Here is a 25,964-nt window from a genome sequence, read left to right on the forward strand (position 1 = left end):
CGGAGTCGTTCAAATGAAACACCTAACTCAAGAAATGAGTGACTTTATAAGCAGAGGAACGGATTCTCATATTCGAGTAGCGGTCACGGGGCTTTCTCGTGCGGGTAAGACAGCATTCATAACTTCGCTGGTTAATCAGCTTCTTCATACGTCTACCCACAAAAATCTACCTCTGCTTGCATCAGCGAGAGATGGAAGAATTATTGGCGCAAAGCGCATCCCGCAACACAACATGATGATCCCACGCTTCTCTTATGATGAAGCGATGGAGTCGTTGAATGCACAGCCACCAGAATGGCCGGTGCCAACGCGTGATGTCAGTGAGATTCGTTTAGCAATCAAATATAAGCCTGCGAAGGGCGCAAAGAAGCTACTGAGTAAAAACAGCACCCTTTATCTCGATATTGTCGATTATCCAGGTGAATGGTTGCTTGATTTGCCGTTACTGGATATGGACTTCGATACCTGGAGCCAATCTCAGTTTGCCGCATTGAAAGGCGACAGAGAAACTTACTCCCAACAGTGGAACGCAATGCGCGGTGATATCGATTTGCTAGCAGAAGCGGACGAAAAGAAACTGGTCGCGATTGCCGATAGCTACACCCAGTACCTTCATACTTGTAAAAGTAACGGGCTGCATTGGGTACAGCCGGGTCGATTCGTATTACCCGGTGAGCTTGAAGGCGCGCCTGTGCTGCAATTTTTCCCGTGTATCGCTCCTGAAGGTAAGTTTTCAAAAACAAGTAACTACGCGGTTTTAAAAGCGCGTTATGAAGAGTATCAACAGAAGGTCGTGAAAGCGTTCTACAAGAATCACTTCGCGACGTTCGACAGACAAATCGTGCTGGTGGATTGTTTACAGCCACTTAATGCGGGCTATGACTCGTTCATGGATATGCGTGGCGCGTTAGAACAGTTACTTAAGAGCTTTAAGTACGGGCGAAGCAATATCTTAAGGCGTCTGTTTGCACCGAAGATCGACAAAATCTTGTTTGCAGCCACCAAGGCTGACCACGTGACACCGGATCAACATCCGAACTTGGTGTCACTGTTACAACAGATGGTACATCCGGCTTGGCAGCAGGCGGCGTTTGAACACATCGACATGAGTTGTATGAGTATCGCGTCTATTCAAGCGACCAGCGCGGGCTATATCTCGTCGGGCTCAGACAATGTTCCGGCGTTGCAAGGTGTGACTTTGGATAATGTTCCTCAAACCATGTATCCGGGAGAGGTGCCGCGCAAACTGCCGAACAAACAGTATTGGGAAACCAACCAGTTTGATTTCACGAGCTTTAGGCCAATGGAACAACACTCCGATGAGCCTTGCCAACATCTAAGAGTCGACAAGGTTTTAGAGTATCTCATTGGCGACAAGTTGAAGTAATTGAGGCAATCAAAATGAGTGAATTAAAAACAAAGCAGGTCTTTAATGAACCGTTGAAGACCTCTTTTGATGAGCAAGACAAGAGCGACGTTGGCCCTGATTTAGGTGCTCAACAACTGTTCACAGAGCAAGAGAAATTTGTCCCTGTCGCACCACAAGTGGAAACCGATCTTGATGGTGAAGCTGAGCAGCAATTGGAACAAGTGATTCGACCGAGCAAAAAGAAGAAGTGGTTTGGGACGGGTCTATTGGTCGCTTTTTCTGGCCTAGTTGGATGGCAGGCAATTGATTCGGTCATTACCGCGATTCAAACGGGTGACTGGCTTGCGTTAGGTTGGGCTGGCTTTATTGCTGCCATTGCTTCATTGGGTTTAGGCGCAATAGGCAAAGAGCTGTGGAAACTGCGCTTACTTAAAGATCACTTTAGTGTGCAAGAGCAGAGTGAAGAGCTACTCCAAAGTCAAAGTGTCGGTAAGGGCAAAGCGTTCTGTGAAAACATCGCCAAGCAAGGCGGCATTATCGCTGAGTCGCCTTCGTACGATAAGTGGCGAAACAGCATTAACCCAGCACACAGTGATGCAGAAGTGTTGGATATGTACGATGCGTTAGTCGTGAGTCAACAAGACAAAGTAGCGACTCAAATCGTCACTAAGTTTTCGACCGAATCGGCGGCTTTGGTTGCAGTGAGCCCATTGGCGGCTGCAGATATGTTGCTGGTGGCTTGGCGAAATTTCACCATGATAGACAAGCTTACTGATGTGTATGGCATTGAGCTTGGCTACTGGTCTCGGATTAAGCTATTCAAACTGGTGTTAATCAACATGGCTGCTGCAGGAGCCAGTGAGCTCGCGATTGATGCAAGTATGGATCTCGTCTCGATGGATCTTGCAGGTAAGGTTTCAGCTCGAGCAGGGCAGGGTCTAGGTGTCGGTATCCTTACTGCGAGACTGGGTCTAAAAGCCATGACATTGCTGCGTCCGATGCCTTGGCATAACGAACGAAAAGTAAAACTGGCAGACCTCCGCAAAGCCGTCCTTTCTGAAATAAAGCGTATCACTCTCAAATAAAGCATTTGAAGCTCAATAGTTTGAGAAGAAGAGTAAACATATGTTTACTCTTCTTCTTGACTGAACTCAGAGCTTAATCCACACTACTGTCAACTTATCCTGACACCTATAATAGGACTATTTGTGCGTCTTGAAGTATTGTGTGAAGACAGACTCGGCTTAACGCGTGAGTTGCTCGATATCTTGGCCTCAAAAAGCATTGATTTAAGAGGAATCGAAATTGATGTTAAAGGCATTATTTACCTAAACTGCCCTGATATCGATTTTGATGCTTTTAGTGAACTTATGGCTGAAATTCGCCGAATTTCAGGTGTGAAGGATGTACGTAAAATCCAATTTATGCCAAGCGAAAGGCATAACACAGAGCTGATTGCTCTGCTGGCAAACCTACCTGATCCTGTGATTGCGATTGACCTTAAAGGCTCAGTCGATATGGCTAACCACGCTGCATTGAACCTCTTCAACAAACAAGAAGATGAAGTCATCGGTGAACCGCTAGCGACGTTTGTTCCTAGCTTTAACTTTGCTCGCTGGATCGAAGGCGATGTAACGCGTCATCGTGAAGTTGTCGTGTTGGATGGTTTAGATTTCTCTATTGAGATCCTGCCGATTTACCTTGGTGGTGATGTCAACGAAGCGGTACTGGCAAGCGCAGTAATGACGATTCGCTCTTGTAATCAAGAGATGAACTCGCCAGATTCAATCCCAGAACAGAACAACCTAGGTTTCGAACACTTTGTTGGTGTCTCTAATCGCCATAAAGCCTTGATCAGCCAAGCTAAGAAATTGGCTATGCTGGATCAGCCTCTATTAATTGAAGGCGATACGGGTACGGGTAAAGAGATGTTGGCGAAAGCGTGTCATAACCGTTCAAATCGATCGTCTTTCCCATTCTTGATTCTAAGCTGTGCATCGATGCCTGATGACGTAGCGGAAACGGAATTGTTTGGTCATGCGCCGGGTTCATTCAACCATGAGCAAGGTCATAAAGGTATTTTCGAACAAGCGAATGGTGGTACGGTATTTTTAGATGAAATTGGCGAGATGAGCCCGCATCTACAAATCAAACTGCTGCGTTTCCTACAAGATGGTTCATTCCGTCGTGTTGGTGAAGAAGAAGAGATGCACGCTGATGTTCGTATTATTGCATCAACGCGCCACCGTCTTTCTGAATTAGCCGACTCGGGTTCGTTCCGTGAAGACTTGTTCTACCGCTTGAATGTACTGACTCTGTCTATCCCTGCATTGCGTGAACGCTCAAACGACGTAGCGCCGCTGTTGGAACTGTTCGTTGCAAAGTACGCGCAGCAATTAGGTATGTTAAAACCAAAACTGACTCAAGAATTAGTCGACCAGCTTGGTAATTACCAATGGCCGGGCAATATTCGTCAGTTAGACAACATGGTTCTACGCGCACTAACAGAGCTAGATTCAGACACACTAACGGTTGAGCAATTCCATTTGCCACAGCTTGAAACAATGACGGCAGGAATGGCGAACTTAAGCCTAGACGGCTCGCTCGATGAAATCATGAAAGACTATGAATCTCAGATTCTAGAGAAGCTTTATCAGTCTTTCCCATCAAGCCGGAAGCTAGCAAAACGTTTGAATGTATCTCATACCTCAATTGCGAATAAGCTTCGTGATTACGGTATCAGAAAGAACTGATCGAATAAGAACAAGATTATGGAAGATTTGAGTACACCAGAGCGCATTTATAAGCATGATGGTAATCTGATTCTACGCACGGCTGAAATTGATGACGCTGGCATGATCAGCGAGTACTTTCAGGTTAACAGAGAGTACCTGAAACCTTGGGAACCGATTCGCGAAGACGCGTTCTTTGATAGAGCGAGTTGGGCGCAGCGACTGATCAAGTTAAACGAGCTTCATAAAATGGGGCTAGGCTATTACTGTTTACTGATTAACGCTGACTCTAATGAAATGTTAGGCACCATATCGTTCAGTAATTTGTCGCGTTTCCCGTTCTACGCTTGTAATGTCGGTTACTCATTGGCGCAAAGTGCACAGGGCCACGGTTACATGCGCAGAGGCTTGAGCATGGCTAAAGACTACATGTTTGATGTGCAGAACATGCACCGCTTAATGGCGGGCTACATGCCTCACAACGAACGCAGTGCTGGTGTATTAGAACATCTTGGTTTTGTCCGAGAAGGTTTTGCTAAAGACTACCTACAGATTAACGGTAAATGGGAAGACCATATACTGACGGCATTAGTTAACCCAAACTGGGAAGATAGACGCGCTGTATAGAGATCAATAGTCATTAGGCGTAAGTACCAATTAAGCGTAAATACAGATTTAGAGGCAGTGACGACATAGATAAAATGAAACCGTCACTGCATCAAAAAGAACAGATAGGCATGGTAAATCCATCAGCCTGAGAAGATATTTGAGGAATTTTGATGTCATACACAACTTTGGACGAATACCAAAGAAAATGGATTTTCACACACCAGTCAATGCCGCTGCCGGCAGAGGACTTGGAAAAGATTAAGCCAATGACACAGGCGAGAGCATCTCAGTTCTGGAAAGAGAACGTGAGCCCTCAAAGTCCAGACGCAGAACGACTGAGCTCGCAAGACTGGCCAAGCAAAGCATCGAACTGGAATGAAGAGATCAGCTGGATGGCGCATTGGGAAGCGGATGAGCCAGAAATGCCAGAAGAGATTCTTAACTTTATTGATTGGCAAGATGACGTAACTGTTTATTTTTGTTACGAAAAGTACAATGTTCTTGAAACCAAATGGGCGATTTTCAAGAAGCATTGGAAGAACTTCTTGTTCTACGATGATGGCCCGATTCTAATCGGTCGCCGTCGTTCAGAAGCCCTTTGGTTTGCTACCAATGGCAAGGTGAAAATCGGTAACCGTGCTTAACCTCGGTGTGATTTAATCGAGCAGCTGTTGGTGATTCGAACAACAGACAGACAAACAAAAAGCGAGCATTGATCTCGCTTTTTTTGTGCCTAATGATCTTCGAAGATCATGGGGAAATACTCACTATTTGAGCCCAACTAAAGGTGACCATATCCACTCATTTAAAGCGAGTGAATTACGAAATTGAGATCGCTATCTCATTGGGTTAGTTGAAGTTTTGTGGGGTTGGGCTATCTTTATATTACTGCCTTAGTGGAGGTGAAGTATTATGATTTGGGATACTCTCGAACGTGTAAATAAACTTCGCAAGGAAGCAATGGAGGATCCAGAGTTTTTGGATTCAGCAAAAATGCATGAGGAATGGCTTTTAAGCGAAACTCATAATCAATCAAACAAAGGAGCAAAAGAGAAGAAACCGAAAAAACTATCTGACATTTATGAAAATACGGATTTTCCTATCAACCCAACTGGAACAAAACATTAATAATGATGAACTGCAACACGGCTAAGGCTCTTAACCAAAAAGCTATAAGTCGACTAAACCCGAAACATACCAGCCTTAAGCCACCAATAAAAAAGCCACTTTCAACGAATCGAAAGTGGCTTTTTCTTTACTAGTTAGCGATCCAATCTAATGAGCCCTAAAACTAGTTATTAATCAGGCTTAACCCGCTTGGTAACGCATCACCAAACACACGCTTAGATTCGCTCTCAGAAAGTTCAGTCACTTCACTCACTAGTGTTAACCATGAATCAGGTACCTTGCTTTGCTTAAGCTTCTCAATCACTTGATTGCGATAGTCGTCAGAGATATCAAACTGACGGTCACCGGTTTTACGACAAATCATCACCGCTGCAAAGGCGATCATCTGCTCTTTATGCCAGTTCTGCTCAAGCAGTTTGGGTAACCATTGTTCAGCTTGTTCTCTAGGAATCACGCTGTGTTGGCTACCATACAAAGGTGTTCTTGAAGCCAATCGACCTAGCGCCCACCAGTGCGCTTGCTCAAACTGATTATGGTTAATCGCCTTGCTTAAGAACCAACTTGCCAGCAGCACTTTGTCTTCAACCTCAAGTTGCTCAAGTGACGCCGCTAAACGAACCATGGCTTCATAACCATTGTCTTGCGCATCTTTGGCTGTCTTAGAGTTCTTCATTGCACCTGGGTGAAGGTATTTAGCGATGTCCGCCAAGATACTCTCTTGCTGCTCTTGGTTTAGTCCACCGGCCACACGACGCCAGAATACCCACCAGTCTGTCCAGCCTTGGTGGTTCTTGAACTGAATGTTCTGTTGGTAAAGGCCCCAAATTTGCTTGATACGCCATGAGTCAGTCGGATCGCCAAAGCCAGGACGTAGCGAGTATCCCGCCAAACGTAACCAGTTCTTCTCGTGTGCTTCTGAGCGGCGACGACGCTTACGACCTAATGAGAAGGTATCAAATAGGTTACGAAGGGTCGTGAAGTCCCATTCATCGCGTTTACCTAGTCGCTTCTCAAGATCTTTCGATAGCGTTTTGATCTCTTTCGATTCAGCACTTTTCTTGTTGCCGCTGTACAGGCGAGAAATCAATTCCTTACACTCTTCCAATCTTGGGTGAAGCGCGGAGGTATCAGATTCATCGCCTTGCTTATTTCTTACTTCAAACTCAAGCAACCAACGCTTAGAGTCATCTTCTGTGCTCACACACTCCATTTTCAGTGTGCCGACTTCGGTTAACTGACAAGCGAGCAGGACTTCAACACGCTCTTTTTGGTTGGCTTGAAGTTCTGCAGTACCTGAGCCTTCCAACGTAGAAATATACGGTGGGAGAGGGGAGAACAAGTCGGCATCCACATTGACCATCACACCGTTTTGAATGGCGGTGTCGTGAGCAATTTGATCGTGTGTTGAAGTCAGTAGATTAAATCGTACTGGCTCACCTAAAGTCAGCGAGAAACGACGGCTGTTTAAGCGTATCTCTTGTCCTTCCTCAGTACCTTTGGCAAGCAGACAAAGCGCTTTACCCATCTTGTTCTTCTCTTGTAGATGCAAGAAGTAAGAACGAGCTGCACCACCACCGATTTTCAGTTGTGCACCACGGCGGGCTTTACCAAAGGCAACCGCGCCAAGGGCAACAGACCAATCTGGATGAGGGTTATCAAGCACTGTGATCGGAGAACCGTTCCAGTTGCCAAGTAGCTGTGTGATTCGTTCAGTGACCAATTCACTGTTAAACACACCACCATTGAGCAGCACGCCAACTGGAATTGCAGGTTTGGTGTCATCGAACTCAATAGAGTCTGAGTTTTCTAATGCGGCTTTAGATACTTGTTGGTGTGTTGTTAGGAATTCTGCGACGTGCTTACTCACCGCAGGATCAGCCACGTAAGGCAGACCAAACTCAACCACAGCACTGCGGCGTTTGTCGGGTGTTTCAGCAAACTCAGAAAGCGGGAAGAAACCTTCCAATGCGATTTGATGAACTTCTTGTTTGGTTAAGCCAATACTCTTAGTACCGCCAAGCAGTTTAGAACCGCTGCCTAGCATTGTGATCTTCACATCATCGGGTGCATTGGCAGAAAGTAGGCTCTCTTTTGCGGCGCGAGTTTGTTGAATTAGTTTGGTTAGGCTAGAGGCATTCAGCTTTTTGTTTTGATTGAAGCGTTGCTCAGCGAGGTGAGCAAGTGCTAAATCGAGGTTATCACCACCAAGCATCAAGTGTTCACCAACGCCGATACGGTCGAGTGCGAGCTCGTTATTACCGTCGCTGTTCGCATCGAATTTGGCTTCAATTAAGCTTAAATCGGTGGTACCACCGCCAACATCACACACTAGAATCAGTGGGATTTGTTGAAGTTCATCTGCTGCGGTTTGTTGGTGACGGGCATACCAGTCATAACAAACGGCTTGCGGCTCTTCGAGTAATAGAATATTACCTAAGCCCGCCAGTTCTGCGGCTTCGAGTGTTAGCTTACGTGCGGTCTCATCGAAGGAAGCAGGAACGGTAACCACAACATCTTGGTCTTCTAGCTTGTTGCTCGGGTTACGGTAGTTCCATGCTTGGCGAATGTGGTTGAGGTAGCTTGCACTCGCCACAACTGGCGAGACTTTATCGATATCAGCTGCGCCAGCCCAAGGCAGAATGTCGGAGTTACGATCAACCGCTTGGTGTGATAGCCAACTCTTAGCACTCGATACTTGGCGGCCTTCAACCTTAGCGCCTAATTCACGTGCCCATTCACCGACGATAACGTTCTTAATATCGCCTTCAACGGGGCTTGGTTCCCATGGCATTGTCAGGTCAGAAGGGGAGATTTGACCTTGTGCTGGGTGGTAACGAAATGATGGGAGTAGGGGCTTGCGAACCACTTCACCGGGGCCGATGAGTTGGTCAATATCGAAAAGAGAAACGGGAGCATGTTGTAGGTCGTCGTTGATTTCACAGTAAGCGACAACCGTATTGGTTGTGCCTAAGTCAATGCCGACTAAAAAACGAGGAGTTGCCATACAAAACCTTATTCTTCCAGAGTGATGACCAGTTTTTTTGATAGCTTTGGTCTTATTGTTGTTATTCGTAAACGCCATTCCTGAGAAACAGGCAGGACTAGGTTGAGAACCGTATTGATAAAGAAACGGCACCCGCTAAGGTGCCGTTGATTCATTATGCTTGTTCGTTTGAGTCGTTATTCGAGTCTTCACGAACGTCGAACTCAACGTGCCATTTCTGACCGTTGTCAGTAGCAATCGCTTCTAGGTATAAGGTACCTAGCTCAGTAACGCGAGAAGCCAAAGTTACTGGAACGACTTCACCTTCGCGACGGCCTTCAGATACAGGCAGTGTTACTTGGATTTCAGGAAGCTCATCCAGATCTTCTGGAGCCCAGTGATCAAGGTGCGTACCCGCTTCATCTTCACGACGAGTGGTTGAACCGAAGAATTGGAAGTGAACTGGCTGACCAATCACTAGACCGAACTCTTGGCTAGGAACTTGAACGCTTGAGCCTTCTTCCATACCAAATGGTGCAACACACAGTGCTTCCATTGGAGGAGCCATACCTGGGATAGCTGGCATCGCGCTTTCAATTCCAACGTAGTAAGAAGATGCGATACCACCACGGATACGAACGCCTTGCCCACGACGAACTGCGCCGTAGTAAGAAGCGCCACTTGCAACCGCTAGGTCTAAATCTAAACCTGAAAGCTGTTTTGCGAACTCTTCGTCAGCATTAATTAGCCATTCATTGATCGTATCTGAAAGACGATCAGCAAGTAGGTTCGATTTTAGAACACCACCATTGAACAGGATTGCTGTTGGTTTGATGAAGTCAGCCGCTGGCGCTTCTGACCCTGGCATACCAGGCATGTTTGCAAACGGGTTGAAATCTTGCTGAGCCGCTTCGCTATTTCCAGAAAGCGCGTTCGCTTGCTTAGAAAGGAATGCGGCAATGTGACGAGTAATACCTGCGTCTTGAGCGTAAGGCAGACCCATTTGAGTCAGTGCACCACGCGTTTTTTGTACTGGGTGCTCAGTCACGGCCACTTTCGGGAAGAAGCCATCAACCAATGTTTGTTGTACTTCTTGCTGAGTCAGTTCTGTTTTCAGTGTTGCGCCAAGTAGTTTAGAACCACGGCTTGGAACAACGATAGGCACAGATTGCAGTTCAGCATCGTTAAGCAGTGCTTCTTTCGCATCACGACATGCGTGAGTCATTGCTTGAACCTGCCAAGGAGCCAGCTCTTTGCCTTCTTGCGCCAGTTTCATCTTCAAGCGGTAAGCAAGAGCTAAGTCCATGTTGTCGCCGCCAAGTAGGATGTGTTCACCTACTGCGATACGGTTCAGGCTTAGGTTACCGTCATCTTGTGTTACTTCAACTAACGAAAGGTCGGTTGTACCACCACCGATATCGACAACAAGAACGATGTCACCAACGTTTACTTCATCACGCCATGTGTCGTTGCTGTTATCAATCCAGCTGTAAAGAGCCGCTTGTGGCTCTTCAAGAAGCGTTAGGTGAGTGAAACCAACATTACGTGCAGCTTCTGCTGTTAGGTCACGAGCCGCAGGATCAAACGAAGCAGGAACTGTGATCGTTACATCTTGGTCTGCCAGCTTGTGTTCTGGGTTAGCGTGGTTCCAAGCGTCTTTAAGGTGCTCAAGGTACAGTTCAGTTGTCTTAAGCGGAGATACTTTTTCCACTTCTTCAGGGCTGCCTGCAGGAAGGAAAGCATCGCGACGGTTAACACCACCGTGGCACAACCAAGATTTTGCACTTGCTACCAAACGGATAGGGGTTTTAGAACCAAGGTTACGAGCAATTGCACCCACTAGCGCTTTTGGCTCTGAAGACCAAGGAAGAACGCGAGAGCCCGCATTCATTTCATGTTCGTGTGGTTGGTATAGGAACGAGCCAAGTTGGCTGCGAGTTTCTACTGTACCTGGCGCCGTCAGTTGAGGGATTTGCATCACCTCTACGCGAGCGTCTTCATTGCTTGTGTCGATGTAAGACAAAACGCAGTGTGTAGTACCTAAATCGATACCAACACTGAACTTAGGTGCTTGTTGCTCTTGTGAATGCTCTCGGTCTTGAGAAGATAGCTCTTGAGCTGAATGACTTTGATGTTCCATTATAGCTCCACCTCTGCCGGTGCAATTACAGATGCATCGTAGTTTTCAGCAAGCTTAGGCAGGTTCATGTCAGTTGCTTTCCAACCTTTGTGAACCAGTGTGCCGTTGAATGGTGCACTGCCCGTTACGTTGCCAGTTAGGCGAATTTCTTGAGGGTTGAAACCTTCAGCGATAGTGATACGTGTTTCTTCATCTTCAGTGCGGATGTGTGACAGCGTTACGTAATCGGCTAATACTTTTTGACCGCCCGTGTGAATAACACGAGCTGCTGCGCCAACTTCTTCATCAGAGAATGACGTCAGGTCTTCTTTTAAGAAGTCAATCAAACGTGCTTCTTGCTGCATGATAGACAGTAGCTGCATTGCTGAGTCAGTCGGTGCTGTTGCCAGCTTAGATTCAACTTCTACTACTTTTTCGATGACTTTCTCTACTTCAACAACTTTTTCTACTTCGACAATTTTCTCAACTGGCTTTTCAACTTCAACGATCTTTTCTACTGGTTTTTCTACGACTTTCTCAACCACTTTGGTTTTACGAGAAACGGCAATTAGCAGTAGTAAAACGCTTGATGCAGTTAGGCCTGCGTGAAGCATATCAAACGTTTGTGGGATTAGGTTCAAATCAACGATCATAGTGATTTCTCTTTAAAATTGATTTAACGGTATATTCGTCGGTTCAAAGGAATATACAGGTTGGAAAGAAACTCATTGGCATTAAGCCGAAACGGTCACTTTCAAGCTATAAATATGGATGGATACTAGCATATTCAAGGCTTAAGAGTGGTATTTAATGTTTTTAATCACGTGGGTTTTTGGTGTGTTAGCTTGAAATTTAGTCGAGATTCGTTCGAATATTGGTCGTCGATGTAAGGGCGAGGTAAACAATGCCCATTTTATGTCATTTTTAAAACCAAACTTAAATGGAGCATCATTCCCTTCCGTTATATACTTTTAACTCATTAGAGCCTATTTGGAAGCCACATGCCGCACACTACTGACCCACTAACAGGGTTGAAGAGACGAACTCTCCCATTGGTCGTATTTTTGGTCAGTTTTTTGATTACTGTGTTGTGTTTTATGTTAGTCGCGTTAAACCAAAACCGCGCGCTAAATATGAACTTGGATAGCTTTGCTACTCACCAGACACTAAGTTTGGAAGCGTTTATCGCTAATGACGTGGCTTACATTGGCTCCGGTGCTAATTTTTTCTACGCAAATGATCCTGAAAACTGGGATAAGTTTGATCGTTTTGCTCAGCAAACCATTAACGAATCAAAGAGCCTGATTGGTTTGCAGTGGATGCAAAAAGTGCCGGCAGACGAGATTGCCGAGCATACCGCTAAGATGAAAGAAAAATACCCGTCTTACGAACTGTTCACGATTCCAAAACATGAAGCAAAAACCTTTGGTTACATCTTAGATGGCGAGCCGGCGTTCATTGCTAGTGACCTGTATCCCAATACACAAGCAAACGACAACGTTCTTGGTTTTTACTCTTCTCGTGAGCGCTTCAAGCTGGTTTTAGATAACATCAGACAGACGCGTAAAGCGAATATTTCAGACAAAGTTCGCTTGCTTCAAGACGGCTTAGATCAAGACACACCAAAGACAGGTATGCTGGTTTATCACCCTGTATTTGAGGGTGAAAGCGACAACCTGCTCGGTGTTGTGATTGGTGTGGTTCGCACGACTTATTACTTTGAAAATCTACTGGCTTCGGCAGTGGGCGACATGGATGTCTATATCCGTGTTACCGATACGGGCTTCGAAGCAGAAGACTCTCCAATTTTGTTTGAAACCGAGGGTTATGAAGCCGTTTCTGGCCACCACATAACAAAGACGATTGAATTGACTAACCGTGATTGGAAGGTTGATTACAAAATAGATTCATGCATCTCTTTTTATGGCTATTTGGTATTAACTGGAATTGTCTTAGTGGGGACAACCATCTCTTTGTTGTTGGCGTACATCGTTAACATGCAAATCCGAGAGAAAGAACGTTTGTATCAAATGCTTGATAAAAGAACAGAAGAACTTCGCTTTTTAGCCAACCATGACAGTCTTACGGAAGTTTATAACCGACGTGCTTTCAATAAGATGTTAGATAAAGCGATACAGCGAAATGAACCCTTTAGTCTTATCGGATTTGATGTTGATATGTTCAAAGGCATTAACGACGAATTCGGTCACCCAGCAGGGGATGCGTTACTCATTCATGTCATCAAGTTGATTGCAGTGAGTCTGAAAGAGGGGGATAACCTATTTCGTATAGGCGGAGACGAGTTCTGTATCATTTCTAGCATTACAAACCATGAAGCGCTAGACCGATATTTACAATGCATTTTAAGTACAGTGAGTCACTCTCATTGTGAGCATAAAGGTCGGCAGCTCAGTTGCACTTTGAGTATTGGTGCTGCCATTCGTGCCAACGAAAACACGGAAGAGATTCTGCAAAAAACAGACAGTATGCTCTATCAAAGTAAGTCGAATGGCCGAAATCGAGTGACAATTGCAGGCTAAATGAGCACTTGATACAACTAGGGTCGAGTTCTGTGTTGGGCTCATGTACAATTTCACGAAATTTTTGACGAGAGAATTAGGCGACGTATGAATCACAATCGAGTGGTGTGTTTCGATTTGGAAATGTGCTGTTGGAGCGAAGACGGTGTGGGAACAACAGGGGAGATCATTGAAGTTGGTCTTGCTGAGATTGATCTGGCATCCGGCACTATCGTGAAGCGAGCGCAATACTACGTTAAGCCAGAGAAAGACGAAGTCTCTCTATTCTGTGCCGAATTAACGGGCATTACACCTCGTAAAATCGAAAAGCAGGGTCGCCCATTAGAGTCTGTCATCAAGTCGATGATTAAAAACTTCGGTGGTCCAAAAAAAATCTATGCAGCGTGGGGACGTGACGACCTCATTTTACACAAAGAGTGTATTGAAAAAGGCATCGAACCTCCGTTTAGCGAGTTCTTGAATATCGCCACGCTTTATCGAGTTCAGAATCGATTGAAAGACAAACGCATTGGTCACCGAGCTGCTCAAGAAGCGAAAAACATTGAGTGGGAAGGTCGTCAGCACTCGGGTTATGTCGATGCTTATAACTTGGCTAAGCTAACGCTGACGATGCTGTAGTCGTTTGCATTAAACGGCGCTCGGTTAAAAACTGAAATCAGCCAGATTGTTGTGAGTTATCCAAATCAAAGCCACCTACTTATTAGGTGGTTTTTTTGTGCCTGTAATTCAGGGAAAATTCCGTTCAAAAGAAAACTCATGTCAGCGAGTGGTTTATCAATAGTGAATGGCTACATCGCTTATTTTACGAGTGAATAATATTGGTTTGAAATTTAGCTTTTTAATTAATATTAAATCGCAGGTTGCAGCCTTGATTGGGCAGAGCTAGATGATAGCGTTAGCTCACCCAAACAAGGAGATTAGGATGAAGAACATAATTAAGTATGGATTGGCACTGGGGGCACTAAGCGTAAGTGCGTTGGTTTCGGCACAACCCGTTGTATTGATAAACACTTTTTCAGTCGAGCCAGCCCATGAAGCCGCGACATTAACGTATTGGGAAGATGCGCGAGATGTATTGGTGAAGCAACCCGGATATATCTCTACCAAATTGCATCGCTCTTTAAGCTCGGACGCGACATACCGCTTTATCAATGTTGCTGAATGGGAGAGTAAGAAGCAATTCCATGATGCAATACAAGTGATGAGAAAAGAGCTACCACCTCTAAAAATCGAAGGGGTTTCTGCTGACCCTAACTTGTATGAAATTATTCGCGACTAATTAGGAAACCACATAATGAAAACAATTCGAGGAACCTTTTTAGCTATTTTTAGCTTTCTATTTTCAGCGATTCTATTTTCTAGCTATAGCCATGCTGCGGCATACGGCGTGTCAGTGGCTTGGAAAACCGATGACGCTCAAGCGGTATTTGAGGCAATGCCTCATCAGCAAAAAGCCTTTGCTAACTTAGTTGATGCAGGCTTGGTCCACGACATGTTCGTATCAGAAAGCTTTGTCGGAGATAAGAAGTTTCCGATCATCAAGTTTGTGATTGAAGCGGACAGTGAACAGCACGTTCGAGAGTTGATTGGTAACTTACCATTCCAATTTAAAGAGCTTGTCGAGGTGACTGAAATCAGAGACATCGGTAATAAGTGGTTAAACACCGAAGTCGCTTTTAAAAACTACGCAGTCGAACTCGCTTGGACAGAGCCTGAGAATCAATTCATTGTCGATGAGATTATCAGTCAAGATTTACAAATGGTTGTCGATTGGAGCGCTCAAGGCGTGATTACTTCTGCTTACTTAAAGCATCAAGAAATAGCCCAAGAGAAGCCAAACCAAAAAGCGATGATCAGACCAATCTACTCAATGGCAATATTGGCTAAAAACGAACAACAAGCTCGCGAAGTTGCCAGTCAGTTGAATGCAGTAAAGCTAGGCTTTGCTGAAGTCATGGTCAGTGAACTGGGCTTTAAACTAGACCTATAAATAAATGAGATCTATAGACAATAAGAACTAAAGAAAATGAAAGCTATCGAAAACAAGAATTATCAAAATCAATCGATATAGCTTTCTTTCTATAGACCTCATTAGTTGTTCTAATGGCTAGGCTTTGTACTAAGGTGAGTGAGTCAGAGTGACTCACTCACCTTATTGTTATTTTATTCTTGTTACTTGCTGAGCTTATATTTGGCTTAATTATTGGCTAAACTTATCACTATTCTTTTCTATGTATGGTTTGCTATTAATTCGACCAAACAAACACCTTTTTGATGACCTTTTTATTTATGAACACCTCGCCGAAATGAACGCCAATAGCCATGAAAAAATCACCTTAGACGCTTCGGGCATCGAATTGATTAATAACACACTCATTGATTCGGAATCTGGTAAGCGGGTCACCTTATCCCCCTCAGAAGGTCTGATCCTTGAGCATCTAGTGAAGAACAGCCCAAAAGCCGTTGGTCGAGACTTTTTACTTGAGCATTGCTGGCCGGGCAGGGTTGTGACGGGCAGTTCACTTAATGTCGCGGTTAAGAACATTCGCACGGCATTAAATTCGTTTGAGTGTGATTGCAAAATCTTAACGGTTCAAAAGGAAGGGTACAGCTTCAATGGTTTGAAACAGGTCGGTAGTTATTTATCTATGCCAACGCCTACGACTGACATACATGTTGAAGCTGCGTTTTCAGAGAAAGCTGACATCGTTTCAGAGAAAACCACCATCGTCGATGAGTTAACATCAGCGCCACCATTTAAGCCTTCAAGCATGAACCAACAAGCTGGGCAATCAAAGCAACAGGATCCACAATCACGTCAGTTCAAGGCGAAGCACTTTATCGCTCGTCATCAATCTCGTATTGCCGGAATTGTAGTCAGCGCGCTTCTTCTCATGCTGTTTTATCAGTTTGCTTTTTTTATAGATAAGAGTGCCTACCGAGGTATGGATGTTTATCACGACAGTTTGAATTTTGATGAAGCCGTTATAAAAGAGCTGGATGCCGTGTCAGAGCTCGGTGTTGATTCGCTCTATCTGCATCGCATTGGCGTTGGGTGTCAGAATATCCAAGCCGTCGCCTTGATAAATGGACATTGGAAAGAGATAAGCCATCAGTTTAAAACTGTCTCTTGCGAAGTCGACAATAACAATGAGCGAGGGCAATAAGTATGAATCGTAAGTTTTGGATGCCTATCTTATTGACGCTGTTTGTAATTCTAAATGTAGGCTTAATCTCTGGGCTCGCAACCAAAAGTACCTATCGATTTTCTGCGGAATACCCGATGGTCGGGTGGGAGAGAATCTCGCTCCGATTGGAAAATGGTCGAGTCAAAATGCAGTACATTGGTTATGACATGGATGGGAATGTCGCTCAAACTAAGCAGATGTTTGGTGTATTCTTGCGCTGGGGGAATCACTACTACCTTTATCAATTGGACCAGGATCAGGCCCAAGATAAGCAGACATTCAATATCAAGCACTTATACATTCAACAAACCCAAGGTAAGCGCAGTGTGTTGGTATCGAATCAGCGCGGCCTTTATGTCACTAAGAAGGGCACGCCATTAGAACTTAAAGGCATCATGCATGGCGACCGCTTACGCTAATACAGAGGCTTAATGCTAGTAGAGAGCCTTTGGTTAGCTTTTACCGAGTACGTTCAGCTTAGTCTTGATAAAGTCACTGTGGTCAACGTAGAGCAGTTCCGCTGTTTTACGGATCACAGAGTCTTCGATAGGGTCAATTTCTCCGTCGGCATGCGCCACTTCCCACATCGCTTTGATTAAGTCGATTCGCACTGGCTGAGACAGGTCTCTGAGTTGCGATGTAAAGTCATACAGCGAGACTGATTGCTCTACTTTCGGTTCTGCTTGCTCTAGCAGCACCTTTGCTTGCTCTTCATCTAAATCCAGCAAACGTTGCAGAAGCTGTAGCTTAGCAACTCTTTCTGATTCATTGATCTGATGGTCGGCTCCCGCGACTTCACACAATAAACTCGCAATGGCGACATTAGGTGATGTGCCTTGGTTTTTGCTTAGATCCTGGCCTTCAATCAATTGTTTAAACATTGATGTGAGAGAATTGAACATAACGAGCTCCAGTTAAAATTTGTATCGGGTTCCGTAACGCTGATAGTTATTAACTATAATTATAACTATTGGGTCTACAGAGTGTGATCGCAAGCGTCTTTACTAAAAACTGACACTACGGATAGGTGAACGATAAGGCGCACTTTCTTAGTCAGGTTCAGGGAAGCGTGTAATTTTTCCGTCGCCACTGAGTGTCGTGATCGATTGCGGTTTCCCATCAGTGTCTAGCCTCAACTCCCCAATCGCACTGCGGTTTGAAAGGCGATAGAAGGTCTGGTTATCAGGGCTTCGCTTCTCGATTTTTAAGCGCTTACGCTTCGTGAAATAGTTCAAAACTGAGCGAGGGCTGTATAACAGGCGGTCCCACACATCGCAGAATTTAAGCAGCGGAGCAGGGAACTGATTTTTAATGCCACTACAGGTGATTTGATAGATGTTCGGGCTGTTGCGGCGATATCTAAGCTTGATGTCATAAGCGAATGAGTAGTGAACGTCACCAGAAAGTACCACAAAGTTGGTTGGTGTTTTGGTATGTGTAAAGATACTAATCAGCGTATTCGCACTGCCCGGATGTGCCATCCAGTTTTCAGCGTCAATCACTAATGGCTTGCCGATTGTGGTCGCCATTTTTTGCAGTGTTTCAATAAACTTCACGCCAAACATCGGCGCAGCAGAAACGATCACCACTTTATCTTGATTCATTAACTGATGTTGAAACTCAATCAAGGCTTCCCAGTCCATTAAACCTGAAGGCTTATTCATGCGTGATTCTGAACGCCAACGACGCGTTCGAGTATCCAACACAATGACTTTGGGTGAGGTATCTATTGTGTAATGCCACTCTTCAAAACGACCCAGCACCTCAATAAAGGCTTGATGCTTGTCTGGCTCGATATTGCTAACAGAGTGAGTAGTATTGGCATCGACAGTTTCATTATGATTTTTATGAACAAAAAGCTGCTTTACTTGCTCGATAAACGTTTCGTCGAAGCTCTCCGGTTTGTTACCCCAACCCTGACACATCCAGTAAGCCGCAAGGCCGTTACCAATGACTTGGGTCGCGAACTGATTTTGGTCGACGGCATGCTCCCAACCCACGGTAAGGTTCCAATCATCCGTCACATCGTGATCGTCGAAGATCATGTACGTTGGAATATGCGCGAACAGACGTTGCACTTGCGGTAAACCAGCAATGAAATCATCGATGATGACACTTTCATCACGCCATTGTTGCTGCTCAGTCGGTGTTAATTGGCGTCCACCTTGAGTGAAGTTACTCTCAATTAAACGCTCTCGATTGACGCATTGCCACAGTGTTGGAGACCAAACCAATAGGTACATCGCGATAAACTCAGACAGCGTGACCAAGTGGTTTTCACAATCGGTAGAGCTAAAAATCGGCACGCCACGGTTCGGGAAGAACTTATCGAGCATGGATTCTGAAGCGGTGTGATGCGGTAAATAGTGATGACGCTGGTATAAGTGGTATTCACTGTTATACAGAGCGTCACTGTTGTTGATTTGCTTAATTTGCGAGTCGGTCGGTAGGCTCTCACCAACAAGGCCAAGCAGTTGAATCACTTGCTGAATAGAATCAAGTGTTGGGCCTGCTACATGGTCGGCGTAGATCTGATCGCCGCTCATCATCAGCATATCGGGTCTTTCTGCAACGGTTTGCTCGGCAATCTTGTTATCGGCTGCGACTAGACTGTCTTTGCTTGGATGATGCGGATTACGGCAAGAGCCATGAAGGATGTAATCAGCCGAGGTCGAGATCTTAAACTCAACGCGAGATTTACCGTTGTAAACAAGGTGAGGGGCGAGCTCTTTTAGTGAACCTGACTCTGTGTGAAGATCATATTCAAGTGGCGTATTGGTTGGAAACTCGCCTTGCAAGCGGATCAGCGTTACCCACGCATGTGTACCGATTTGAATCGAATCATTTTCTTCAAGCGATGAGGTATAAAACGGCTGATCTTGTGCTGCTTCAGAATCGTCTATTTTTTGAGTATGAAGCTCGGCTCTGCCTGTAAGAGGCGAGCTGGTGGCTAACCAAAGTACCACTTCAGTCGCGGTTGTTTTTCTTAAAATGGGTCCGGCGAGTAACAGGGGAAGAGATGATGTCGTAGAGGGTTTCAATACGGTACCTAAAATCGTTGGTGGTTAGTCGTCGTGGAGTTCTTTTGTTTCGAGCTTGTTCGTGTCTGGCTTTGTGGTTTCAAGCTTTGATGCTTCAAGTTCTACTGAGTCAGATTCTGTTGATTCAAGCTCTGTTGATTCAAGTATTTCGATAACTTCCGAGCTAGAAAGTTCATGACCCATTAGAAATATTGCCAATAGAGCATCGGCTTTGGTCTTGGTATCAGAAGGCTCGTCTAACAACAGTTCGAGCTTTTCGCGAATCATAGCAATCTCGTGCTCAACAAAGCCACGGCCTTCGTCGTCCCCTTGGTTTTCTTCGGGGGCATTATCGAATTCAAGAAATAGCATGTCACCGTCTAGGTTGGTATCCACCAAACGCTCGGGCAACCACGCCTCACCCATAACAATATCTGGATCGGAATCTTTGGGTAAGTGATCTATAATGTTTTGTAATTCGGAGACTTTCACAATACTTTCATTTAACCGAGAATATTCTACATTGTAACGGTCAATGCCAAGCAAACCTAAAAATAGTTAGCCGTCATGGTTAATAAATGTCTATTCAGTAACACAATATTTTTTTCAAAGAGTAATTACACAAGAATGAAGCTCAATTATTTACCGACTCTTCCTTCATCTGGATTGGTTTTACTAGGTAGCGCTTTCCTAAGTGGCATTTTCGTAAGTACTAATGCGTGGGCCGCTGAAGAGCAAGAGTGGGGCATCGCTGCAATGTTCCGTACAGCAAGCATCCCTTATGACACGTCTGGTGGCGACCAATCGGTTAGCTCATTCGTACCGATGCTGTTTTTCAAGAACGATTATGTGTTTATTGACGGTACTGAGATGGGGGCATACCTCTATCAAACTGACGATGAGAAGTGGTCTTTTAATGCTATCTCTCGCATGCGCTTTATTGATATTCCAGCATCTGAGCAGAACGAGATTGAAGGCGATACGGCGGATTTTGGTGCTCAACTGACCTACCAACTTGATGATTCTTGGTCTGTCGAGACGGAATTAATGAGCGACAGTGAGTACAACTTCCACGGTAACTTACGTGCGAAAGCCAAGTATGAAACTGGAGATTGGGAGTTTTACCCGAGCGCGACACTTCGTTATAAAAGTGCTGATTTCAACAGTGAGTATTACTCCGCGTCTAATGAAACCATTGGTGCCGGTGTTGACTTAAATGTTGGTATTGAAACGCGTTACCATGTGGTTTCAAATTTGTACTTATTGGGTTCAACCAGTGTGACTCGATTAGACGATAATGCCTACGATTCGTCGATAGTCGAAGACCGTTATCAAGGTGAATTGTACCTTGGCTTTGGTTTCTTTAACGACAAAGAGAAAGCACCAAAACCGAAGCTGAGCAATGCGCCGTATTTACGTGTCGCCCACGGCTGGGCTACGCCATCCAATATTGGCGATATCATGAAGTTCAATCGAGAGAAAGACGAATACAACAACCAGTTGACTTCGTTCTTCTATGGACACCCGTTAACCGATGAGATCTTCGGCTTGCCATTAGATATCTATTTGACCCCAGGTATTGCGCACCACTGGAGTTCAGACGTTCAATCAAGCAGCACCGAATACATTATCGCAATCAAGGCGTACTACACCTTTGATTGGCCAACTCAGTGGCGTTTTGGTGTGGCAGAAGGTATGTCTTACATCGATTCGATTACCTACATCGAAGGCTCTGAGATGGACCGTAAAGGCTACACAGCCAGCCATCTGTTGAACTACTTAGACTTCTCATTCGATGTCAACGTTGGCGACTTGATTGGCAAGAATGACTTGAACAACTTATGGTTCGGTTATTCATTGCATCACCGTTCTGCAATCTTTGAAAAATCCTCTCAGTATGGTCGTATCAAAGGCGGCAGTAACTACAACACGGTCTACTTCCAATATGAGTTTTAAGCGCAGTTTTTAACGTTAGCTTTAAACCAGAGTTTACTAAGTACGACTTACATTTGACCTCGCTTTCATAGATCCTGCGAGTGTTAGTGAGATTAATCAGCCTGATAGCAAAAGGTTTTCCCTTTGCTGTCAGGCTTTTTTGTTTGAGACTTGTGATATAATCGCGCGAGTTTAATAAGTACAAGAATAGGACACGCTTTGACTTCGTCTCCGGAAAAAGCAGATAACAACAAGAATGCAGCACAGCCAAGTTCTTCACAGAGCAAAGCGAAACCAAACCAAGCTGCATCGAAGAAATCTGCTGAACAATCAAATACCAAAAAAGCTGAACAATCAGCGACAAACAACAAATCATCTCAGAATAGCCCAGCCTCTCTTCGTAAAGCGCTCAACGAATGTATGATGCGCGATCGCTTCCGTTTGAGTAAGCGAATTGCTGGTGCGAGCAAAATTAAGAACGAACAAGCTAAGCACGCTGTCTTTGATGAGATTGCGTTAGACATTGCTAAGTCGATGATGACGGCAACTCAGCGTGCGGCACAAAAACCAACGATTGAATACCCAGAAATTCTACCGGTTAGCCAAAAACGCGAAGACATCGCGAAAGCCATCGCCGAAAACCAAGTGGTTATCGTGGCGGGTGAAACGGGTTCGGGTAAAACCACTCAGTTACCAAAAATCTGTTCTGAGCTTGGCCGCGGCCGCTTTGGCTTAATTGGTCACACTCAGCCTCGTCGTCTTGCGGCGCGTTCGGTTGCGAACCGTATTGCTGAAGAGATGGAAACACAGCTTGGTGAGTTCGTTGGTTATAAGGTTCGATTTAACGATCAGATTTCTGACAACACCCAAATCAAATTGATGACCGATGGTATTCTACTGGCGGAAATTCAACACGACCGATTCTTAAATCAGTACGACACCATCATCATCGATGAAGCGCACGAACGTAGCCTGAACATCGATTTCATCATGGGTTACCTGAAAGAGTTGCTGCCAAAGCGTCCTGATCTGAAAGTGATCATCACGTCGGCAACCATCGATCCAGAGCGTTTCTCTAAGCACTTTAACAATGCACCAATCATTGAAGTGTCTGGCCGTACTTACCCAGTTGATACGCGTTACCGCCCATTAGGTGGTGATGAAAGTGATTCAGACCGCGACCAAATCGAAGGCATCTTTGAAGCGGTTGATGAGCTGTGTGATGAAGGCCTTGGCGATATATTGATCTTCATGAACGGTGAGCGAGAAATTCGTGATACCGCAGATGCATTAAGTAAACGTAACCTTCGCGATACTGAAATTGTTCCGCTTTACGCGCGTCTATCGGCGGGTGAACAGAACCGAATCTTCCAGTCTCACACGGGACGACGCATCGTTCTGGCAACCAACGTGGCAGAAACCTCGTTAACCGTTCCGGGCATCAAGTATGTTATCGACCCGGGTACGGCGCGTATTAGCCGTTACAGCTACCGCACCAAAGTACAGCGTCTACCGATTGAGCCCGTGTCTCAAGCGAGTGCAAATCAGCGTAAAGGTCGTTGTGGTCGTGTTGCGGAAGGTATCTGTATTCGCTTGTATTCGGAGGAAGATTTCGAATCACGCCCAGAGTTTACTGACCCAGAGATCCTTCGTACTAACCTAGCATCGGTTATCCTTCAGATGACAGCGCTAGGCCTCGGCGACATTCAAGCGTTCCCATTTGTTGAAGCGCCCGATAAGCGCAACATTCAAGATGGTGTAAGACTGCTTGAAGAGTTGGGTGCGATCGCAACAGCTGAACCAGCTGCAAACAAAAACAAGAACCACGGCGACGACAAGAAGAAGCTAACCGCAATTGGTCGTAAGCTGGCGAAGCTGCCTATCGATCCACGTTTAGCGCGTATGGTTATCGAAGCACCACGTAACCGATGCCTACACGAAGTGATGGTGATCGCGTCTGCGTTGTCGATTCAAGATCCGCGTGAGCGTCCATCAGATAAGCAACAATCGTCTGATGACAAGCACAAGCGCTTCTTCGATAAAGAGTCTGACTTCATCACGTTTGTGAACTTGTGGGATTACATCAAGCAGCAGCAAAAAGCGCTGTCGAGTAACCAGTTCCGCAAACAGTGTAAGCAAGATTACCTCAACTATTTACGTATCCGTGAATGGCAAGATGTGTACTTCCAAATTCACCAAGCAATGCGTGAACTGGATACTAAGTTGAATACAGAACCGGGCAGCTATGATGGCATTCACATGTCACTGCTATCAGGTCTGCTTTCGCACATCGGTATGAAAGACCAAGAGAAGAATGAGTATCAAGGTGCACGTAATGCGCGCTTCCATATCTTCCCTGCGTCTGGCTTATTTAAGAAACAACCGAAGTGGATCATGTCTGCTGAGCTGGTGGAAACCTCGAAACTTTGGGGCCGTGTTATCGCGAAGATTCAACCTGAATGGATTGAACCACTAGCGAAACACTTGATTAAACGTAGCTACAGCGAACCACATTGGTCGAAGAAACAAGCAGCGGTAATGGCACACGAAAAAGTGATGCTTTACGGAATCCCAATCGTACCTAAGCGCCTTGTGAACTACGGCGCGATTGACGCAACCGTCAGCCGTGAGTTGTTTGTACGCAGTGCATTAGTAGAAGGTGAGTGGGAAACCAAACATGCTTTCTTCAAGCAGAACCGTAAGCTTCTACAGGAAGTCGAAGAGCTAGAGCATAAATCACGTCGTCGTGACATCTTGATCGATGATGATGAACTGTTCGATTTCTATGACCAACGTGTGGGTGAAGAGGCGGTTTCTGGCCGTCACTTTGATACATGGTGGAAGAAGACCAGTCAGAAAACCCCTGAGCTGCTGAACTTTGAAAAGTCGATGCTGTTCCGAGGCGATGCTAGCCACGTTACCGATTTGGATTACCCGAACTTCTGGCATCAAAACGGTATTAAGCTCAAGCTGAGCTACCAATTTGAGCCGGGCGACGACAACGATGGTGTAACGGTACACATTCCGCTGCCTATCTTGAACCAGATCGACCAGAACGGTTTTGATTGGCAGATCCCAGGTCTACGCCAAGAGCTAGTGATTAGCTTGATTAAGTCGTTACCTAAAACGCTACGCCGTAACTTTGTACCTGCACCAAACTACGCTGATGCATTCTTGGCTCGCGTGACACCACTTGAAGCACCGTTACTGGATTCTCTTGAGAAAGAGCTACGCCGCATGACGGGTGTGGAAGTGGTACGTGATGACTGGAAGTTAGACCAGATTCCAGAGCACTTAAAGGTAACATTCCGCGCTGTCGATCATCGCAAGCGTAAGCTGAAAGAACAGAAAGATCTGCATGAGCTGAAAGAGAGCCTGAAAGATAAGGTTCAAGAAACGCTTTCTAAAGTAGCAGACGACGATATCGAGCAGCAGAACCTGCACACGTGGAGCTTTGGTGAATTGCCAAAAGTCTACCAACAGAAACGCGGCGGCTACGATGTTAAAGCCTTCCCTGCGTTGGTGGATACCAAAGACAGCGTAGAGATCAAACTGTTCGAAACCGAGCAAGAGCAGATCTCGGCAATGAAATCGGGTCAGCGTCGTTTAATCCTGTTGAACGTGCCATCACCGATCAAATACTTGCACTCTAACCTGCCGAACAAATCGAAACTTGGCTTGTACTTCAACCCATACGGACAGGTACTCGATCTTATCGATGACTGTATCGCTTGTGGTATTGATAAGCTGATTGAAGAGAAGGGCGGTTTGGTTTGGGAACCAGAGCAGTTTGAAGCACTGAAAGAACACGTACGTGCAGAGCTGGGTGATACCGTAGTTGAGATTGCTCAACAGGTTGAAACCATCCTAACCACGGCATTCAGCATCAGTAAAAAGCTGAAAGGACGCGTGGATCTTTCAATGGCATTCGCACTTTCTGACATAAAAGCTCAAGTAGAAGGTTTGATTTTTAAGGGTTTTGCCACAGAATGTGGGTGGAAACGCCTGCCGGATATTCTACGCTATATGAGAGCGATTGAACGCCGCATGGAAAAACTGCCAATTGACCCGAACAAAGATCGTCTTCATATGATCAAAGTTGAGTCAGTAATGAATGATTACAAAGAACTGTTGAATAAAATTCCAAAAGGGATCGCGGTTCCAGAAAATGTAAAAGAGGTGCGTTGGATGATAGAAGAGCTTCGTGTAAGCTTCTTCGCACAGCAGCTCGGTACGCCTTACCCAGTATCAGATAAGCGTGTTAAAAACGCGATTGATGCTTGCTAAAGGAATAAAGCTAGACGCAATGGCAAGGTTTGGGTATAAATCTTGCTTATTGCA

General features: G+C 45.3%; 20 protein-coding genes. 14 read left to right on the plus strand and 6 right to left on the minus strand.

Annotated elements, in window-relative coordinates; genetic code table 11:
• Window positions 1-13 precede the first annotated feature (13 nt).
• The 6 genes from OCV19_RS06595 (at window position 14) to OCV19_RS06620 (ending at window position 5,838) form a co-directional block, all read left to right on the plus strand.
• A complete protein-coding gene (locus OCV19_RS06595; RefSeq protein ID WP_017067718.1) occupies window positions 14-1,387 on the plus strand; it encodes a YcjX family GTP-binding protein in 1,374 nt (457 codons plus the stop codon).
• 14 nt (window positions 1,388-1,401) lie between these two features.
• Window positions 1,402-2,454, plus strand: coding sequence for a YcjF family protein (locus OCV19_RS06600; protein WP_065676968.1), 1,053 nt, complete (start codon window positions 1,402-1,404; stop codon window positions 2,452-2,454).
• A 123-nt stretch (window positions 2,455-2,577) separates the two neighbouring features.
• Window positions 2,578-4,122 carry a transcriptional regulator TyrR gene (gene tyrR, locus OCV19_RS06605; RefSeq protein WP_048611644.1) on the plus strand — a complete coding sequence of 515 codons (1,545 nt, stop codon included), beginning with the start codon at window positions 2,578-2,580 and terminating at the stop codon, window positions 4,120-4,122.
• Between the two features lie 18 nt (window positions 4,123-4,140).
• Entirely contained in the window at window positions 4,141-4,728 is a 588-nt protein-coding gene (rimJ, locus tag OCV19_RS06610; RefSeq protein ID WP_017060432.1) for a ribosomal protein S5-alanine N-acetyltransferase, read from the plus strand.
• A gap of 152 nt (window positions 4,729-4,880) precedes the next feature.
• The gene (locus OCV19_RS06615; protein WP_017060433.1) at window positions 4,881-5,354 is read left to right on the plus strand and encodes a DUF2947 domain-containing protein; all 474 of its coding nucleotides are present in this window, start codon (window positions 4,881-4,883) and stop codon (window positions 5,352-5,354) included.
• A 268-nt stretch (window positions 5,355-5,622) separates the two neighbouring features.
• Complete coding sequence (locus OCV19_RS06620; RefSeq protein WP_012604204.1) at window positions 5,623-5,838, plus strand: hypothetical protein; 216 nt, start codon at window positions 5,623-5,625, stop codon at window positions 5,836-5,838.
• Window positions 5,839-6,001: 163 nt separating this feature from the next.
• Here OCV19_RS06620 and OCV19_RS06625 read toward each other — a convergent pair whose 3' ends face one another.
• The 3 genes from OCV19_RS06625 to OCV19_RS06635 all read right to left on the minus strand — a co-directional run bounded on the left by OCV19_RS06625 (window position 6,002) and on the right by OCV19_RS06635 (window position 11,593).
• On the minus strand, window positions 6,002-8,842 hold the full coding sequence (locus tag OCV19_RS06625) for an Hsp70 family protein (protein WP_065676967.1): 2,841 nt from the start codon (window positions 8,840-8,842) through the stop codon (window positions 6,002-6,004).
• A 154-nt stretch (window positions 8,843-8,996) separates the two neighbouring features.
• Window positions 8,997-10,961, minus strand: coding sequence for an Hsp70 family protein (locus OCV19_RS06630; RefSeq protein WP_065676966.1), 1,965 nt, complete (start codon window positions 10,959-10,961; stop codon window positions 8,997-8,999).
• Window positions 10,961-11,593: a DUF2760 domain-containing protein gene (locus OCV19_RS06635; RefSeq protein WP_065676965.1), complete on the minus strand. Its 633-nt coding sequence runs from the start codon at window positions 11,591-11,593 to the stop codon at window positions 10,961-10,963. Before OCV19_RS06635 ends, OCV19_RS06630 begins: the two co-directional genes overlap by 1 nt.
• A gap of 348 nt (window positions 11,594-11,941) precedes the next feature.
• On the opposite strand from OCV19_RS06635, the gene OCV19_RS06640 reads away from it, so the two are divergent.
• From OCV19_RS06640 to OCV19_RS06665, 6 genes are all read left to right on the plus strand, one after another.
• Window positions 11,942-13,480: a sensor domain-containing diguanylate cyclase gene (locus OCV19_RS06640; protein ID WP_065676964.1), complete on the plus strand. Its 1,539-nt coding sequence runs from the start codon at window positions 11,942-11,944 to the stop codon at window positions 13,478-13,480.
• An 87-nt stretch (window positions 13,481-13,567) separates the two neighbouring features.
• Window positions 13,568-14,098 (plus strand): 3'-5' exonuclease, encoded by a 531-nt coding sequence (locus OCV19_RS06645; RefSeq protein ID WP_017068784.1) that lies wholly within the window; start codon window positions 13,568-13,570, stop codon window positions 14,096-14,098.
• Between the two features lie 304 nt (window positions 14,099-14,402).
• Entirely contained in the window at window positions 14,403-14,759 is a 357-nt protein-coding gene (locus OCV19_RS06650; protein ID WP_048609176.1) for an antibiotic biosynthesis monooxygenase family protein, read from the plus strand.
• A gap of 15 nt (window positions 14,760-14,774) precedes the next feature.
• A complete protein-coding gene (locus tag OCV19_RS06655) occupies window positions 14,775-15,470 on the plus strand; it encodes a hypothetical protein (protein WP_019822538.1) in 696 nt (231 codons plus the stop codon).
• Between the two features lie 451 nt (window positions 15,471-15,921).
• The gene (locus OCV19_RS06660; RefSeq protein WP_065676975.1) at window positions 15,922-16,647 is read left to right on the plus strand and encodes a winged helix-turn-helix domain-containing protein; all 726 of its coding nucleotides are present in this window, start codon (window positions 15,922-15,924) and stop codon (window positions 16,645-16,647) included.
• Between the two features lie 2 nt (window positions 16,648-16,649).
• Window positions 16,650-17,087 carry a hypothetical protein gene (locus OCV19_RS06665; RefSeq protein WP_017077881.1) on the plus strand — a complete coding sequence of 146 codons (438 nt, stop codon included), beginning with the start codon at window positions 16,650-16,652 and terminating at the stop codon, window positions 17,085-17,087.
• A gap of 33 nt (window positions 17,088-17,120) precedes the next feature.
• Here OCV19_RS06665 and OCV19_RS06670 read toward each other — a convergent pair whose 3' ends face one another.
• The 3 genes from OCV19_RS06670 to OCV19_RS06680 form a co-directional block, all read right to left on the minus strand.
• A complete protein-coding gene (locus OCV19_RS06670) occupies window positions 17,121-17,570 on the minus strand; it encodes a tellurite resistance TerB family protein (protein ID WP_004734748.1) in 450 nt (149 codons plus the stop codon).
• Between the two features lie 147 nt (window positions 17,571-17,717).
• Window positions 17,718-19,709 (minus strand): metallophosphoesterase family protein, encoded by a 1,992-nt coding sequence (locus OCV19_RS06675; RefSeq protein ID WP_065676963.1) that lies wholly within the window; start codon window positions 19,707-19,709, stop codon window positions 17,718-17,720.
• 24 nt (window positions 19,710-19,733) lie between these two features.
• Entirely contained in the window at window positions 19,734-20,234 is a 501-nt protein-coding gene (locus OCV19_RS06680) for a VC1380 family protein (RefSeq protein ID WP_065676962.1), read from the minus strand.
• Between the two features lie 81 nt (window positions 20,235-20,315).
• On the opposite strand from OCV19_RS06680, the gene OCV19_RS06685 reads away from it, so the two are divergent.
• Both OCV19_RS06685 and hrpA read left to right on the plus strand, forming a co-directional pair.
• Window positions 20,316-21,644 carry a MipA/OmpV family protein gene (locus OCV19_RS06685; protein WP_065676961.1) on the plus strand — a complete coding sequence of 443 codons (1,329 nt, stop codon included), beginning with the start codon at window positions 20,316-20,318 and terminating at the stop codon, window positions 21,642-21,644.
• Between the two features lie 198 nt (window positions 21,645-21,842).
• Window positions 21,843-25,910 carry an ATP-dependent RNA helicase HrpA gene (hrpA, locus tag OCV19_RS06690; protein WP_048609165.1) on the plus strand — a complete coding sequence of 1,356 codons (4,068 nt, stop codon included), beginning with the start codon at window positions 21,843-21,845 and terminating at the stop codon, window positions 25,908-25,910.
• Window positions 25,911-25,964: the final 54 nt, after the last annotated feature.

It is taken from the genome of Vibrio celticus (assembly GCF_024347335.1).
In the GTDB taxonomy this organism is placed as follows: Bacteria; Pseudomonadota; Gammaproteobacteria; order Enterobacterales; family Vibrionaceae; genus Vibrio; species Vibrio celticus.